The organism is Pseudomonas sp. H3_C08, assembly GCF_054669455.1.
Genome location: NZ_CP162803.1, coordinates 3,757,065 through 3,772,391, shown reverse-complemented (window position 1 = coordinate 3,772,391; position 15,327 = coordinate 3,757,065). Strand labels below are relative to the sequence as shown.

Annotated in this window: 12 protein-coding genes and 2 pseudogenes; 7 read left to right on the top strand and 7 right to left on the bottom strand. The window is 59.3% G+C overall.

Translation table 11 applies throughout. The features are described from left to right. Window positions 1-113: 113 nt before the first annotated feature. Window positions 114-1,544 carry an exodeoxyribonuclease I gene (gene sbcB, locus AB4N74_RS17305; RefSeq protein ID WP_093430507.1) on the top strand — a complete coding sequence of 477 codons (1,431 nt, stop codon included), beginning with the start codon at window positions 114-116 and terminating at the stop codon, window positions 1,542-1,544. A 96-nt stretch (window positions 1,545-1,640) separates the two neighbouring features. On the opposite strand, the gene mvaT is transcribed toward sbcB, so the two are convergent. Then, on the bottom strand, window positions 1,641-2,018 hold the full coding sequence (gene mvaT / locus AB4N74_RS17300; RefSeq protein WP_007912775.1) for a histone-like nucleoid-structuring protein MvaT: 378 nt from the start codon (window positions 2,016-2,018) through the stop codon (window positions 1,641-1,643). Window positions 2,019-2,354: 336 nt separating this feature from the next. On the opposite strand from mvaT, the gene purU reads away from it, so the two are divergent. Together purU and AB4N74_RS17290 are read left to right on the top strand one after the other, a co-directional pair. Then, entirely contained in the window at window positions 2,355-3,203 is an 849-nt protein-coding gene (purU, locus tag AB4N74_RS17295) for a formyltetrahydrofolate deformylase (RefSeq protein WP_007912774.1), read from the top strand. Window positions 3,204-3,287: 84 nt separating this feature from the next. After that, on the top strand, window positions 3,288-3,464 hold the full coding sequence (locus tag AB4N74_RS17290) for a hypothetical protein (protein WP_175559560.1): 177 nt from the start codon (window positions 3,288-3,290) through the stop codon (window positions 3,462-3,464). Between the two features lie 48 nt (window positions 3,465-3,512). Here the strand turns inward: AB4N74_RS17290 and AB4N74_RS17285 are convergent, their stop codons facing one another. The 5 genes and pseudogenes from AB4N74_RS17285 to AB4N74_RS17265 all read right to left on the bottom strand — a co-directional run. After that, window positions 3,513-4,508, bottom strand: a complete 996-nt coding sequence (locus tag AB4N74_RS17285; RefSeq protein WP_099757019.1) for a lysylphosphatidylglycerol synthase transmembrane domain-containing protein — start codon at window positions 4,506-4,508, stop codon at window positions 3,513-3,515. After that, window positions 4,505-5,281 carry a DUF2334 domain-containing protein gene (locus AB4N74_RS17280; RefSeq protein WP_099757018.1) on the bottom strand — a complete coding sequence of 259 codons (777 nt, stop codon included), beginning with the start codon at window positions 5,279-5,281 and terminating at the stop codon, window positions 4,505-4,507. Before AB4N74_RS17280 ends, AB4N74_RS17285 begins: the two co-directional genes overlap by 4 nt. Further along, window positions 5,274-6,365 (bottom strand): glycosyltransferase family 4 protein, encoded by a 1,092-nt coding sequence (locus AB4N74_RS17275; RefSeq protein WP_460101169.1) that lies wholly within the window; start codon window positions 6,363-6,365, stop codon window positions 5,274-5,276. Before AB4N74_RS17275 ends, AB4N74_RS17280 begins: the two co-directional genes overlap by 8 nt. A gap of 287 nt (window positions 6,366-6,652) precedes the next feature. Continuing rightward, a complete protein-coding gene (locus AB4N74_RS17270; protein WP_371043227.1) occupies window positions 6,653-7,417 on the bottom strand; it encodes a methyl-accepting chemotaxis protein in 765 nt (254 codons plus the stop codon). Window positions 7,418-7,558: 141 nt separating this feature from the next. Further along, window positions 7,559-8,398: pseudogene (locus AB4N74_RS17265) on the bottom strand (HAMP domain-containing protein); the annotation flags it as partial. 333 nt (window positions 8,399-8,731) lie between these two features. Between AB4N74_RS17265 and AB4N74_RS17260 the strand changes: the two are divergent. Further along, window positions 8,732-10,210: a helicase HerA-like domain-containing protein gene (locus AB4N74_RS17260; RefSeq protein ID WP_099759346.1), complete on the top strand. Its 1,479-nt coding sequence runs from the start codon at window positions 8,732-8,734 to the stop codon at window positions 10,208-10,210. After that, window positions 10,207-10,305 (top strand): annotated as a pseudogene (locus AB4N74_RS17255) (metal ABC transporter ATP-binding protein); the annotation flags it as partial. The gene AB4N74_RS17260 and the pseudogene AB4N74_RS17255, both read left to right, overlap by 4 nt. 8 nt (window positions 10,306-10,313) lie before the next feature. Here AB4N74_RS17255 and AB4N74_RS17250 read toward each other — a convergent pair. Continuing rightward, a complete protein-coding gene (locus AB4N74_RS17250) occupies window positions 10,314-10,769 on the bottom strand; it encodes a DUF721 domain-containing protein (protein ID WP_038366691.1) in 456 nt (151 codons plus the stop codon). 308 nt (window positions 10,770-11,077) lie between these two features. Between AB4N74_RS17250 and secA the strand changes: the two genes are divergently transcribed. Together secA and argJ are read left to right on the top strand one after the other, a co-directional pair. Then, the gene (secA, locus tag AB4N74_RS17245) at window positions 11,078-13,813 is read left to right on the top strand and encodes a preprotein translocase subunit SecA (RefSeq protein WP_093430502.1); all 2,736 of its coding nucleotides are present in this window, start codon (window positions 11,078-11,080) and stop codon (window positions 13,811-13,813) included. A gap of 122 nt (window positions 13,814-13,935) precedes the next feature. Next, window positions 13,936-15,153 (top strand): bifunctional glutamate N-acetyltransferase/amino-acid acetyltransferase ArgJ, encoded by a 1,218-nt coding sequence (argJ, locus tag AB4N74_RS17240; RefSeq protein ID WP_116255080.1) that lies wholly within the window; start codon window positions 13,936-13,938, stop codon window positions 15,151-15,153. Window positions 15,154-15,327 lie beyond the last annotated feature (174 nt).

Here is a 15,327-nt window from a genome sequence, read left to right as displayed (position 1 = left end):
GACATAACTATGTATTGCACATCGTGAAGTACGAAGTGTTTGAATGACGCGAGGCTGGCCGCGAGCGCGGTCGAGCGCCTAGACTTTGCCGATCTTCTGTTCAGGAACCGCCCGTGACTTCAATCTTCTGGTACGACTACGAAACCACTGGCATCAATCCGCGTAACGACCGCCCGTTGCAGGTGGCCGGGATCCGCACCGACCATGCGCTCAACGAAATCGACGAGCCGGTCAATCTTTATTGCCAGCCCAGCGAAGACATCCTGCCGCATCCGGCGGCCTGCGCGATTACCGGCATCACCCCGAGCCAGCTCGCCGAAAAGGGCTTGAGCGAGGCTGATTTCATGACGCGGGTGCATGCCCAGCTGGCGGCCCCCGGCACCTGTGGCGCCGGTTACAACACCCTGCGTTTCGACGATGAGATGACCCGTTACAGCCTGTATCGCAATTTTTTCGACCCGTACGCCCGGGAGTGGCAGGGCGGCAACAGCCGTTGGGATCTGATTGATGTGGTGCGCGCTGCTTATGCGCTGCGTCCCGACGGACTGGTCTGGCCGAGCGATGACGAAGGTCGGGTGACGCTCAAGCTAGAACGCCTGACCGCCGCGAACAATATCGATCACGGGCATGCCCACGAAGCGTTGTCGGATGTGCGCGCGACCATTGCACTGGCACGGTTGATCCGCGAGAAACAACCAAAACTCTATGACTGGCTGTTCCAGTTGCGCAGCAAGCAAAAGGTCATGGATCAGATTCGTCTGCTGCAGCCACTGGTGCATATTTCCGGGCGTTTCTCGGCCGCGCGCAGTTATGTCGGTGTGGTGCTGCCATTAGCCTGGCATCCAAAAAACCGTAACGCCTTGATCGTCTGCGATCTGCACCTCGACCCGCAGGGGTTGCTCGATCTGGACGCGCAAACCCTGCGCCAGCGTTTGTACACGCGTCGTGATGATTTGCTGGAAGGCGAATTGCCGGTGCCGCTCAAGCTGATTCACATCAACCGTTGTCCGGTGGTGGCGCCGCTTGCGGTTTTGCGTGCGCAGGATCAGCAACGTCTGGGGCTGGACATGGCGCTTTATCAACAGCGAGCACTGCGGCTAACTGACGCACAGCAAGTTTGGAAAGATAAAGTTGCAGAGATTTATGTCAGCGAAGATTTCATTCCGAGCGAGGATCCGGAACAACAGTTGTACGACGGATTTATCGGTGACCGTGACCGACGTCTATGTGAGCAAGTGAGGAGCGCTGACCCGGCACAACTAGCGCAAGAGCAATGGCCTTTCGATGACGAACGTTTGCCTGAATTACTCTTTCGATATCGCGCACGCAACTTTCCCGAGACGTTGAATTTCGAAGAGCAAGAACGCTGGAGGATATTTTGTCAGCAGCGTTTGTCCACGCCTGAGTGCGGCGCACCGAATACCTTGAAATCTTTTACCGAGGCGGCCGAGCAATGGTCGATTAATGCCACGCCGATGCAGAGTGAGGTGCTCAATGAATGGCAGAATTATGTCCAGGCATTGCGCAAACGTTTGAATCTTTGAAATCGAACATGACCGGGCTTAAATCCCGGGCATAAAAAAACGCCAGCATTCGCTGGCGTTTGTTTTTCGCGGATCGCTCTGCGAAGACGTTGCGGCTTAGCCCAGCAGGGTAGCCCAGCCTTCAACCACGTCACCGCCCCACTTGGCTTTCCACTCTTTCAGAGTTTTGTGGTTGCCACCTTTGGTTTCGATGACTTCGCCGTTGTGCGGGTTTTTGTATTGTTTAACTTTGCGAGCACGCTTGGTGCCGGTAGTTTTTACTGCGCCGCCGCGTACTGCTTTGGTTTTAGCTTCCGGATCCAGCAGCGCGATGATGTCACGCAGGGATTTGGAGTATTCGCCCATCAGGGTGCGCAGTTTGCCTTCGAATTCCAGCTCGGCTTGCAGTTTGTCGTCTTGGGACAGGTTCTTCAAACGGGCTTGCAGCTCTTTGATGGCTTCTTCGGTGGCGCGATATTCGTTGATCAAGGACATGATTACTACCTTAGTAGAGTGCGGGATGGCAGGGGGACAGTGCCGCAATAATAGTCAGGCTGTTTCATCAAGTAAACATTTAACCGGGGTTTTTATTTAAATTAGTTACGAGAAACTGCTCTCTATTGAATATTCAGTTAAATAGTGTGATCGAGTCATCACAGATATTCACAGTTGTCTGATCAAGCGATCCCGCAGGATCAGCACCAGTCTGTCGGTTACTCATCAAGAATCCGTAGCACTGAGCCTGGCGCCTCCCGTTGCTGATCAATACTGCAGTTTTCCTGCGCAGCCGCTAGAATGGCGGCCTTTGCGAAGTTCTGGAGTTTCCCCCTCATGCGCACTTTTCGGCTGGTGATATCTTGCCCGGACCGCGTTGGCATTGTTGCCAAAGTCAGTAATTTTCTGGCAGCCCACAACGGCTGGATCACCGAAGCGAGCCACCACTCGGACAACCAGGTGGGCTGGTTCTTCATGCGTCACGAAATTCGTGCCGATTCGCTGCCTTTCGGTATTGAAGTGCTGCGCGAGAAGTTTGCGCCGATCGCCGAAGAGTTCTCGATGGACTGGCGCATCACCGACACCGAGCAGAAAAAACGCGTTGTGCTGATGGCCAGCCGCGAATCGCACTGCCTCGCGGACTTGCTGCACCGCTGGCACAGCGATGAACTGGACTGCGAAATCTCCTGCGTGATTTCCAACCACGACGACCTGCGCAGCATGGTCGAGTGGCACGGCATTCCTTATTACCACGTCCCGGTCAATCCGCAGGACAAGCAACCGGCCTTCGACGAAGTGTCGCGTCTGGTCAAGCAGCACGATGCCGAAGTGGTGGTGCTGGCGCGTTACATGCAGATCCTGCCGCCAGACATGTGCCGCGAATACGCGCACAAGGTCATCAATATTCACCACAGCTTCCTGCCGTCGTTCGTGGGTGCCAAGCCGTATCACCAGGCGTCGCTGCGTGGCGTGAAGCTGATCGGCGCGACCTGCCATTACGTGACCGAAGAGCTGGACGCCGGCCCGATCATCGAGCAGGACGTGGTGCGTGTCAGCCACAGTGACAGTATCGAAGACATGGTGCGTTTCGGTCGTGATGTCGAGAAAATGGTGCTGGCTCGTGGCCTGCGTTATCACCTCGAAGACCGCGTGCTGGTGCACGGCAACAAGACTGTGGTGTTCTGATCTCAACCCCACAGGCTTGAAAAACCAAGGGTCTGGGCGTTCAATCGTCCAGACCCTTTTTCATTTCAGCTGTGAGGAAAAGCCATGACCGATCCACTGGACAAAGCCACTTCCAAAGCGCCGGCGACGTTGGGCGAAGGGTGTTTGAGTCGATATGATCCCGAGGACATGAGCCCGGAGGATGGCACCGAGTTTCCCGGCGCTGCCGAGTTGTGGGAACAATTGCAAGAGAAGTCCGACGACAACAAAGACGATGCCTGAGGCGCGATCATTTAGGCGCAGCCAAAGGCACGGGGCGCGACCGGACGATCAAGCCTGCCCCACCTTCATCAGTTTCCTCAACAGCGGTCGGCCCAGCATCAACAAAAACACCGGCCCCCCGACCAGCAGATAAAAGTAATACGTCACCACCCGCCAAATCAGAATCGCCGCCGCTGCAGTGGATTTCCCCACCATCGGCGCCAGCAACGCTGCCGACGTCAACTCCGCCGCCCCCGCGCCGCCCGGCAGCAGGCTGAATTGCCCGGCGCCCAGCGAAAGCATCTGCACCAGAAAACTCCACGCCCACTGCAAGTCCGCGCCCAGGCCGCGTAGCGCCAGATACAGCACGCTGTAGCGCAGCAACCAATGCACACACGTCAGGGCGAATACTTTGATCAATGTTTGCCAGGGCAACTTCAATGTATCGGTAAACGCCGCGAGAAAATGCAGCAACTTGCGCGCCCAGCGACGGCGGGTAATGGCCTTGACGTTCATCCTTGCCAGCAGGCGACCGCTCAGGCGAATCAGGGTGCGGTGATAGCGCGCGACCAGCACACAACTGAATAAACCGCCGAACAGCGAAATCGCACTGACGGTCAGCAACCACTCGAGGCGATCGCTGAGGTGCTGGAACAGCGCATAAATCAAAATGCCGCTGAGGGCGCAGAGAAAGAACAGCAAATCGCTGAGCTGATCCATGGCAAACACCGCGCTGCCCCGCGCCGGCCGCACGCCGGAGCGGGCCAACAGGGCCATGATCGTCAACGGCCCGCCGCTGCCACCGGGAGTCGCGCAGTAGGCGAATTCGGCGGCCATCACTACACCAAGGCTTTGCAGCGGCGTGACGCGCTCGCGCTGATCACCGAGTAGCAGGCGCAGACGCAAGGTATTGATGCCCCAGCAAAGCAGGATCATGCCGAACATGATCAACAGCCAGTGCAGCGGGAAACTCTGCAGCCGCGCCCAGGTGTCGCCGCCACCCAGCACAACCGGAATCAGCACCGCCGCGAGCAGGCCGATCAGCAAGAGAATGCCGCGACTCATGCGGCGCTTCCCAGTTGACCGCGCTGTTGGGCGAGCCAGTGGATTTTGGTCATCGGTACGCGTCCTTCGCTCAGCAGTCGTTCGAGGGTGTGCAGCCAGTAGTCACGGGAAAAACCGTGGCGCATGTCCACGGGATGCAAGCCTAGACGAATCACCGACGCCCGACGCCAACGCTGTTGACGTTGCTCGCTGACAATCTTCGACAGGCCCCTTCGCCAGGCGCTGCGAGCACTCCAGACCAGACCCGGCGCATCGATCGCGGTGAAATCCGGCAACCGATACAGATGCTGCGGATCGCTGGTGTAGCACAGGGGCAGCTCGCGCAGGGCCTGGCGGGTGCCGTCGCTCATCAACCACGCCGGGGCAACGAAACCGTGCAGCGGCCAGTCGTGGCGCTGGAAGACTTCGATGCCGGTGCGCAGGCGGGCGAGGGCGGTTTCCCGGGACAAACGGTAAAACTCGCCTTCATGGGTGTAAACGCGGCGCATGAACCAGTCGTGCGGCGTCGTCGGGCCGGGCGCCTGGTCATCGTGGAAATAACCGTGCAACGCCAACTCATCGCCACGGGCGACGCGCTCATCGAGCCGTCGGCAAAATGCCGGGTGATCGTCGAGGGCGTTGTGCCGGTGGAAATTCGGAACGACCAACCACGTCATCGGTACGTTGCCCAAGGTGTCGACGGCCTCGACAAACGGCTGGTAATCCGCCCACGTCGACGGAGCGACGTCGTGCAGCACCAGCAAGACGGCGCGGTTGTTCATCGATTCAACCATTGGCCACCTTGGGCAGCGTATGTCCGAGTACGGCGTGATAGTGGCCCAACAAACTGTCGACCACCGTATCCCACGCATAGTGGGTTTCGACATGCTGGCGCGCCTGTGTGCCAAGTTTGCTACCGCCGCGACTGAACAGTTCGCGCACGGCATTGGCCATCGCTTGCGGGTTGTTCGGTGCGCACAGGAGGCCGCAGGAATCAGTGACGATCTCTTCGAAAGCCCCGGCAGCCACGGCCACCACGGGAATGCCGCAGGCCATGGCTTCGAGGATCACCAGGCCGAAGGTTTCCTGGTCGCCGGCATGCAGCAAGGCATCGGCACTGGCCATCAACTGCGCGACGCGTGGCGCAGGGCAGAATTCATCGATCACGCTGACATTGTCCGGCACGGCGGTGGGCATCGACGAACCGACCAGCAGCAGGTGATAGCGCGGGCCGAGGCGTTGCATGCATTTGAGCAATACCGGCAGGTTTTTCTCTTTCGAGCCGCGCCCGGCAAAAATCAGCAGCCGGGTGTCTTCGGCGATGCCCAGTTCTGCACGCAGTTGCGAGTCGCGGGCTTTGGGGTGAAAGGTTTGCAGGTCGACGCCCAGCGGTTGCACGAACACATTGCGTACACCGAGGCCGCTGAGTTTGTCGGCCATGATCTGACTGGGTGCCAAAACCCGATCGAAGTTGCCGTAAAGCCTGGTGACATACGCCTCGATATTCGGTGTGACCCAATGGCCCATGCGATTGCCGATCAGCAAGGGCAGATCCGAGTGATAGAAACCGATTACCGGCACATCCAGCTGTCGTCGCGCATCAAGGGCTGCCCAGGCGGTCAGATAAGGGTCGCCGACTTCGATCAGATCGGGCTGTAAATCCTGCAGGACGTTTCGCCATGGCGCGAGGCGAAGGGGGAACCGATAGCCTTTGCCGAAGGGCAGGGCGGGGGCGGGAACCGTGTAAACGCCGTCGTGTTCGCCGAAATGGGCACCGGGAATCAGCAGGCTGTGGCGGGTGCCGGATTTGACTCCAAGCCGGCGGTGTTTGGCATCCAGATAAGTACGCACGCCGCCGCTGGCCGGGGCGTAGAACATGGTGATGTCGGCGATATGCACGGTGATCAACCCTCCGTTGCGTAGTTCTCCCTTGGTTGACCTTTATCAAGAATAGATGTTCGGTCGGGATTGCGCGGTGGAGCTGAAGAGCGCCCTCACCCTAACCCTCTCCCGGAGGGAGAGGGGACTGACCGAGGTGGATGTTGGAGTTACACCGACTTGAGAGACCTGAGTCGAACTCAGGTCTGGAAAATCCCCCGATCGGCTTCCTTTCCCCCTCGCCCCTCTGGGGGAGAGGGCTGGGGTGAGGGGGTAGGCTTTTGATCTCAGATGCGGAAACTGCCAACCAGTTGTTTCAGACGCGAAGCCTGCTGCTCCAGGTCCGAACACGCGCGCAACGTCGCCTGCAAGTTCTCCACGCCTTCCTGGTTCAGCGTGTTGATCTCGGTGATATCGACGTTGATCGACTCCACCACTGCCGTCTGCTCTTCGGTCGCGGTGGCCACCGACTGGTTCATCCCGTCGATCTCGCCAATGCGCTGGGTCACGCTGTTCAAGCGCTCCCCGGCAAGGTTGGCAATCTCGACGCTGTCCTGGCTGTGACGCTGACTGTCGCTCATGGTGCTCACCGACTCACGGGCGCCGACTTGCAGCTCCTCGATCATGGTCTGCACCTGTTGCGCCGATTCCTGGGTGCGGTGCGCCAGATTGCGCACTTCATCCGCCACCACGGCAAAACCCCGGCCGGCTTCACCGGCACGTGCCGCTTCAATGGCCGCGTTGAGCGCCAACAGGTTGGTCTGTTGGGAAATGCTGGTGATCACTTCGAGAATCTGGCCGATGTTCACGGTTTTGCTATTCAGCGACTCGATGTTGCTGCTCGACGCGCTGAGCATGCTCGACAGTTGATTCATCGCCTTGATGCTGCGATCCACCACTTGCTGGCCGTCTTCAGCCAGACCGCGCGCGTCGCTGGCCTGATTCGAAGCCTGGGCGGCGTTGCGGGCGATTTCCTGCGCCGCGGCGCCGAGCTGGTTGATCGCTGCGGCGACACTGCTGGTGCGTGAGGCTTGCTGATCAGAGTTGTACATCGACGAGTTCGATGCCGCGACCACGCGCAGGGCGACTTCGTTAACCTGGCCGGTGGCCGACGACACTTCGCGGATCGAGCCGTGAATACGCTCGACGAAACGGTTGAATGCGGTACCGAGTACACCAAATTCATCGTTATTGACGATGGTCAGCCGTTTGGTCAGGTCGCCTTCGCCATCGGCGATGTCTTCCATGGCGCGGGTCATCACGTGTAGCGGCTGGATCAGAATACGGATCAGCATGCCAAGCAGGGCGATGATGATCGCCACCGCGATGACGGTGGCAATCACCGCCGAGGTGCGGAACTGGCTGAGCATGGCGAATGCCTGGTCTTTATCCACCGACAGGCCGATGTACCAGTTCACCGACGGCAGGCCTTTGATCGGCGCGAAGGTGACGATGCGGGTTTTGCCGTCGACGGTAACTTCACTGAAGTCGCTGCTGATGCGCGGGGTGTCCTGCGGATAGGCTTCCTTCAGTGATTTCATCACCAAGGCCTTGTCCGGGTGCACGAGGATCTTGCCGTCGGCGCTGACCAGGAATACATAACCCATGCCGTCGAAATCCCGGGCGGCGAGGGTGTCGACCAGCGATTGCAGGCTCAGGTCGCCGCCAACCACACCCACACTCTGGCCGGCCTTTTTCGAGGCAGTGGCGATGGAAATGATCAACTGGCCGGTAGCGGCGTCGATGTACGGTTCGGTCAGAGTTGAGGTGCTGCTGCCCTCGGCACCTTTATACCAAGGGCGCACGCGCGGATCGAAACCGTCGGGCATCTTGGTGTCCGGACGGATGGTGAAGTGCCCGGTGGCATCGCCCAGGTAGGTCGCCATGAACGTCGAGGTCAGGCTTTTCTGTTCCAGCAGACTGGCGACGTTGGCGGGCTCGGGGTTGATGGCGATGTTTTGGGCGGCGTTCTCGATCAGTAGAATGCGGCCGCTGAGCCAGGTCTGGATATTGCCGGCAGTGACCTCGCCCATCTCGTTGAGATAGTTGTTCAGGTCATCGCGGATCGCGTTGCGCTGCAACCAGTCGTTGTACAAGGTAAACGAGGCGAAGGCGGCGATGACGATGAGGGCGGCGGCAAGCAAAATTTTATGGCTGAAGCGCAGATTTTTGTTCATGGCTTGGGGTTCCGCTAAGGTCTTAATGTCCAGGGCGTGCTTTTATAGAAGCGCGCAAAATGGGCAAGGGTGAAAACAAGCTGATATTTCCGTCTCTCCTTAGGGAAATGTCCGGCCTGACTTGTGGTCGGGTCTCTCACTCTTCTTTATCGGCCATGCAGAATCAAAGATTAACCATTGGGTGACAAAATGCCTGACTCCTCGCAACTCGTAATCGGCGCCGACCTCGCAGGCCAACAGATCGCTCAGGCCATGCGCCTGGCCAACCGCCACGGACTGGTCGCGGGCGCCACCGGTACCGGTAAAACCGTCACCTTGCAGCGTTTGGCCGAGGCGTTCAGCGACGCCGGGGTCGCGGTATTTGCCGCTGACATAAAGGGTGATCTGTGTGGCCTCGGTGCGGCGGGCAATCCGCAGGGCAAGGTGGCCGAGCGCATTGCCGGGATGCCGTGGCTCAACCACAAGCCGCAGGCCTATCCGGTGACCTTGTGGGACATCCACGGCGAGTCCGGTCATCCGTTGCGCACCACGTTGAGCGAAATGGGCCCGTTGCTGATCGGCAGCTTGCTGGAACTGACCGACAGTCAGCAGTCGGCGCTATATGCCGCCTTCAAGGTGGCCGATCGCGAAGGCCTGTTGCTGCTGGACTTGAAGGATCTGAAAGCGCTGCTCAATCACCTCAAGGAAAACCCGCAGCTGTTGGGCGAAGACGCGGCGCTGATGACCACCGGTTCCAGTCAGGCGCTGTTGCGTCGCTTGGCGACGCTGGAGCAGCAGGGCGCCGAAGCCTTGTTCGGCGAACCGGCACTGCAACTTGAAGACATTCTGCAACCGACCGCCGATGGTCGCGGGCGCATTCATTTGCTCGATGCCAGCCGTCTGGTGCACGAGGCGCCGAAGGTCTACGCGACATTCCTGTTGTGGCTGCTGGCTGAACTGTTCGAGCAATTGCCCGAGCGCGGCGATGCCGACAAACCGTTGCTGGCGCTGTTTTTTGATGAGGCGCATTTGTTGTTCGGCGATACACCGAAGGCCTTGCAGGAGCGACTTGAGCAAGTGGTACGGCTGATCCGTTCCAAAGGCGTTGGCGTGTACTTCGTTACGCAATCGCCGGCGGACTTGCCCGATGACGTGCTGGCGCAACTTGGCTTACGCATTCAACACGGTTTGCGCGCCTTTACCGCCAAAGAGCAGAAATCCCTGCGCGCGGTGGCGGACGGCTTCCGACCGAATCCGGCGTTCGACAGCTTGTCGGTGTTGACTGAACTGGGAATTGGCGAGGCCTTGGTCGGCACGCTGACCGAGAAAGGCACGCCGGAAATGGTGCAGCGCGTACTGGTCGCACCGCCGCAGTCGCGGATCGGGCCGTTGACCGAAACCGAACGCACGCTGTTGATTGCGGGCTCGCCGTTCAAGGGCCGCTATGACAAGCCGATCGATCGTGAGTCGGCGTATGAAATTCTGATGGGGCGTAAAGGGCTGGCGCCGGAGGCTGAAGCGCCAGCGGCTTCACAAGAGCCGAGTCTGGCGGACAGGGCTGGAGAGTTCCTGGGTACGGCAGCAGGGCAGGCCTTGAAGTCAGCCATGCGTCAGGCTGCCAATAACCTCGGCAAACAACTGGTACGCGGCTTGATGGGCTCTTTACTCGGTGGCAGCAAACGCCGCTGAAACCTGTGGGAGCGAGCTTGCTCGCGAAGGCGCCGTGTCAGGCAACACATAGGTTGAATGACAGTCCGCATTCGCGAGCAAGCTCGCTCCCACAGGGAATTTGTCAGGTCTTGGCTTTGGCGTGCGCCGCCAGTCGTTCCAGTGCCGCGCGCAAACCCGGATCAGTGATCCCGTCCGCCGTGGCCTGAATCGTCGCCGCTGCATCCGTCGACAAATCCATCGTGTGTCCGGCCGCTCCGCGTTGAACGGTCGGCGGCTGCACCTTGAACAGAATCCGCGTCAAACTGGCGAACTCATCAAACATCTGCAGCTGCCTCTGCAAGCGTTTTTGCTGATAGCGCAGACGTGTGGCCCAATGGCCATCGGTGACAATCAGCAACAGACTGCCCTCACGCCACGACGCTACATGGCAATGTTCACGGGCGGCGGGTTGCAGTTGGCTTTCGAGCAGACGCTGCAAATGCCCCAGTCGTTGGGCATGGCCGAGGATGGCTTTGAGCGGCTTGGCTTCGCGCAGGAGAACGGCGGGTGCTCTGGCCGTAAGAGGGCGAAATGCCATGATCGAACACCTGAAGTAACAGAAACGCCATGGTAGCAGAAAGGCCGAAATCACTCGCCCATTGCTTTTGCCCTCGCTTTGCCCATTAAATCAACGACTAACTTCTGCCTTGTATGACTTGAAGTTGAGCAAAACGCCCCTATTTTAAGTGAGCCCCGTCAAAGCGCAGTGCCAGCATCGTGGAACATCGCCACTTTCCTCACTTCCGTTTCCGGGTAGAATGCTCGTTCGCATGCGGCCATGAGGGCTGCACGGGCGACGCTCACGGGGCCGCCCTCCATCCCTTTAGTGTGGAAGATCCTGCCGATATGTTTGCGCCTTTGTTAAAGAAACTTTTTGGAAGCAAGAACGAGCGTGAAGTCAAACGCATGCTCAAGACGGTGCAGCTCGTCAATGCCTTCGAAGAGCAAATGGTGGCCCTTTCGGACGATCAATTGCGCGCCAAGACCGCTGAGTTCAAGGCCCGCATCGCCAAAGGGGAAACCCTCGACAAGCTGTTGCCAGAAGCCTTTGCGGTCGCCCGCGAAGCCGGCAAGCGCATCATGGGTATGCGCCACTTCGACGTACAGCTCGTCGGTGGCATGACCTTGCACGAAGGCAAGATCGCCGAAATGCGCACCGGTGAGGGTAAAACCCTCGTAGCGACCCTGGGTGTTTACCTCAACGCATTGTCCGGCAAGGGCGTGCACGTTGTGACCGTGAACGACTACCTGGCGCGTCGTGACGCCAACTGGATGCGCCCGCTGTATGAATTCCTCGGCCTGACCGTCGGCGTCGTGACGCCGTTCCAGCCGCCGGAAGAGAAGCGTCTGGCCTACGCCGCCGACATCACCTACGGCACCAACAACGAATTCGGTTTCGACTACCTGCGCGACAACATGGCGTTCAGCATGGAAGAAAAATTCCAGCGCGAACTCAACTTTGCCGTGATCGACGAAGTCGACTCCATCCTCATCGACGAAGCGCGTACCCCGCTGATCATTTCCGGTCAGGCCGAGGACAGCTCCAAGCTGTACATGGAGATCAATAAACTGATCCCGCAGCTGGAACTGCACGTTGAAGAAGTCGAAGGCGAAGTCACCAAGGCTGGCCACTACACCGTTGACGAGAAGACCCGTCAGGTTGAACTCAACGAAGCCGGTCACCAGTTCATCGAAGACATGCTCACCCGCGTCGGCCTGCTGGCTGAAGGCGAGAGCCTGTACTCGGCACACAATTTGGGCCTGCTGACCCACGTGTATGCCGGTCTGCGTGCGCACAAGCTGTTCAATCGCAACATTGAATACATCGTGCAGGATGGTCAGGTCGTACTGGTCGACGAACACACAGGTCGTACCATGCCGGGTCGTCGTTTGTCCGAAGGCCTGCACCAGGCCATCGAAGCCAAGGAAGGCCTGAACATTCAGGCCGAGAGCCAGACCCTGGCCTCGACCACCTTCCAGAACTACTTCCGTCTGTACACCAAGCTGTCCGGCATGACCGGTACCGCCGACACCGAAGCGTTCGAATTCCACCAGATCTATGGTCTGGAAGTCATGGTCATTCCGCCGAACAAACCGTTGGCGCGTAAAGACTTCAATGACCTGGTGTTCCTGACCGCCGAAGAGAAGTACGCGGCCATTGTTGCGGACATCAAGGAAAGCATGGCGGCCGGCCGTCCGGTGCTGGTGGGTACTGCCACCATCGAAACCTCCGAGCACATGTCCGCATTGCTCGTGAAGGAAGGCATCGAACACAAGGTTCTTAACGCCAAGTTCCACGAAAAAGAAGCCGAGATCATCGCGCAGGCCGGTCGTCCGGGCGCCCTGACTATCGCCACCAACATGGCCGGTCGTGGTACCGACATCCTGTTGGGCGGTAACTGGGAAGTGGAAGTCGCGTCGCTGGAAGACCCGACCCCTGAGCAGATTGCCCAGATCAAGGCCGACTGGCAGAAGCGCCACCAGCAAGTGCTGGAATCCGGCGGTTTGCAGGTGATTGCCTCCGAGCGTCACGAATCCCGTCGTATCGACAACCAGCTGCGTGGCCGTGCCGGCCGTCAGGGTGACGCCGGTTCCAGCCGCTTCTACCTGTCGCTGGAAGACAGCCTGATGCGTATCTTCGCTTCTGATCGAGTGAAGAACTTCATGAAAGCCCTGGGCATGCAGCCGGGCGAAGCGATCGAACACCGCATGGTGACCAACGCGATCGAGAAGGCGCAGCGCAAGGTTGAAGGCCGCAACTTCGATATCCGTAAGCAACTGCTCGAGTTCGATGACGTCAACAACGAACAGCGTAAAGTGATCTATCACATGCGTAACACGTTGCTGGCCGCCGACAACATCGGTGAAACCATCGCCGATTTCCGTCAGGACGTGCTCAACGCCACCGTCAGCGCGCACATTCCGCCGCAGTCGCTGCCTGAGCAGTGGGACGTGGCCGGTCTGGAAGCTTCGATTGCCAGCGACTTCGGCGTGACACTGCCGATCCAGCAGTGGCTCGACGAAGACGATCACCTGTACGAAGAAACCCTGCGCGAGAAGCTCATGACCGAGCTGATGGCGGCGTACAACGAGAAAGAAGACCAGGCCGGTGCCGACGCACTGCGCTCGTTCGAGAAGCAAATCGTACTGCGCGTGCTGGACGACCTGTGGAAAGACCACCTGTCGACCATGGACCATCTGCGTCACGGTATCCACCTGCGTGGTTACGCGCAGAAGAACCCGAAGCAGGAATACAAGCGCGAGTCGTTCACGCTGTTCTCCGAACTGCTCGACTCGATCAAGCGCGACTCGATCCGTGTGCTGTCGCACGTTCAGGTGCGCCGCGAAGATCCGGAAGCCGAAGAGCAACGTCTGCGTCAGGAAGCCGAAGCACTGGCCGCCCGCATGCAGTTCGAACACGCCGAGGCTCCTGGTCTGGAGCAACCGGAAGTACTGGGTGAAGAGGTCGATGTGGCCCTCGCCACGGCGCCGGTTCGCAACGAGCAGAAGCTGGGCCGCAACGAGCTGTGCTACTGCGGTTCGGGCAAGAAATTCAAGCATTGCCACGGGCAGATCCAGTAAACCCCGTTTCAACTGCTGAAATACCCGCGCCGCGACCGGCTCCTGCCGTCGCGGCGTTTTGCCATTTAAACCACCGTCGCTGCGAGTGACGGTGCTGACATCATTGAGTAAGGAGCGCATTCATGGCTGTTGGTCTTGGTCCTTTGCCAACGTTGCACCCGGTTGCCGGTTTTGAACTCGGTATCGCCTCGGCCGGCATCAAGCGCCCCGGGCGCAAAGATGTCGTTGTGATGCGTTGCGCCGAAGGCTCGACCGTGGCGGGCGTGTTCACCTTGAACGCCTTTTGTGCCGCGCCAGTGATCCTGGCGAAGAAGCGCGTACAGAATGACGTGCGTTATCTGCTGACCAACACTGGCAACGCCAACGCTGGCACCGGTGAGCCGGGCCTGGCCGCCGCTGAACGTACCACCGCCAAACTGGCCGAGCTGACTGGCGTTGATGCCAGCCAGATTCTGCCGTACTCCACCGGTGTGATCGGCGAGCCGCTGCCGGTCGAGAAGATCGAAGGCGCGCTGCAAGCCGCACTGGATGATCTGTCGGAAAACAACTGGGAAGCCGCTGCCACCGGGATCATGACCACCGACACCCTGCCGAAGGGCGCCAGCCGCCAGTTCGAGCATGACGGCGTGACCATCACCGTGACCGGCATCAGCAAAGGCGCGGGCATGATCCGTCCGAACATGGCGACCATGCTCGGTTACATCGCCACTGACGCCAAAGTCTCCCGCGACGTCCTGCACAGCTTGATGCTCGATGGTGCGAACAAGTCGTTCAACCGCATCACCATCGACGGCGACACTTCGACCAACGACTGCTGCATGCTGATTGCCACCGGCAAGGCTGCACTGCCGGAAATCACCCGTGCCGAAGGCGAGCTGTTTGCCAAACTCAAGCTAGCGGTGTTCGAAGTGTGCATGGACGTGGCCCAGGCCATCGTGCGTGACGGCGAAGGCGCGACCAAGTTTGTCACCGTGGAAGTGAATGGCGGCGGCAACCATCAGGAGTGCCTGGACGTTGGCTACACCGTGGCGCACTCGCCGCTGATCAAGACCGCGCTGTTTGCCTCCGACCCGAACTGGGGCCGTATCCTCGCCGCCGTCGGCCGCGCCGGCGTGCCGGATCTGGATGTAAGCAAGATCGACGTGTTCCTCGGCGACGTGTGCATTGCCAGCCGTGGCGCCCGTGCGGCGACCTACACTGAAGCCCAGGGCTCGGCGGTGATGCAGCAGGAAGAAATCACCATCCGTATCGAGCTGGGTCGCGGCGATTGCAGCGAAACCATCTGGACCACTGACCTGTCGCATGAATACGTGAAGATCAACGCTGAATACCGCACTTGATCTAAAAGGTGGGGGCGGGCTGTCGGCCTCTTCGCGAGCAAGCTCGCTCCCACAGTGGTTTCGGCCGTTCACACATGCTGTGTACACCCAAGAACCTGTGGGAGCGAGCTTGCTCGCGAAAGCGATGGTTCAGACTCGACAAGTTTAGACGCTTCCTCTGACGAAAAGGCGCCA

What these genes read in the sequence shown, in the direction of transcription:
- mvaT (WP_007912775.1), bottom strand. Translation starts at nt 2,018, where the DNA reads ATGTCCTTGATCAACGAATATCGCGCCACCGAAGAAGCCATCAAAGAG.
- purU (WP_007912774.1), top strand. Translation starts at nt 2,355, where the DNA reads ATGCGCACTTTTCGGCTGGTGATATCTTGCCCGGACCGCGTTGGCATT.
- AB4N74_RS17290 (WP_175559560.1), top strand. Translation starts at nt 3,288, where the DNA reads ATGACCGATCCACTGGACAAAGCCACTTCCAAAGCGCCGGCGACGTTG.
- AB4N74_RS17285 (WP_099757019.1), bottom strand. Translation starts at nt 4,508, where the DNA reads ATGAGTCGCGGCATTCTCTTGCTGATCGGCCTGCTCGCGGCGGTGCTG.
- AB4N74_RS17280 (WP_099757018.1), bottom strand. Translation starts at nt 5,281, where the DNA reads ATGGTTGAATCGATGAACAACCGCGCCGTCTTGCTGGTGCTGCACGAC.
- AB4N74_RS17275 (WP_460101169.1), bottom strand. Translation starts at nt 6,365, where the DNA reads ATGTTCTACGCCCCGGCCAGCGGCGGCGTGCGTACTTATCTGGATGCC.
- AB4N74_RS17270 (WP_371043227.1), bottom strand. Translation starts at nt 7,417, where the DNA reads ATGTACAACTCTGATCAGCAAGCCTCACGCACCAGCAGTGTCGCCGCA.
- AB4N74_RS17260 (WP_099759346.1), top strand. Translation starts at nt 8,732, where the DNA reads ATGCCTGACTCCTCGCAACTCGTAATCGGCGCCGACCTCGCAGGCCAA.
- AB4N74_RS17250 (WP_038366691.1), bottom strand. Translation starts at nt 10,769, where the DNA reads ATGGCATTTCGCCCTCTTACGGCCAGAGCACCCGCCGTTCTCCTGCGC.
- secA (WP_093430502.1), top strand. Translation starts at nt 11,078, where the DNA reads ATGTTTGCGCCTTTGTTAAAGAAACTTTTTGGAAGCAAGAACGAGCGT.
- argJ (WP_116255080.1), top strand. Translation starts at nt 13,936, where the DNA reads ATGGCTGTTGGTCTTGGTCCTTTGCCAACGTTGCACCCGGTTGCCGGT.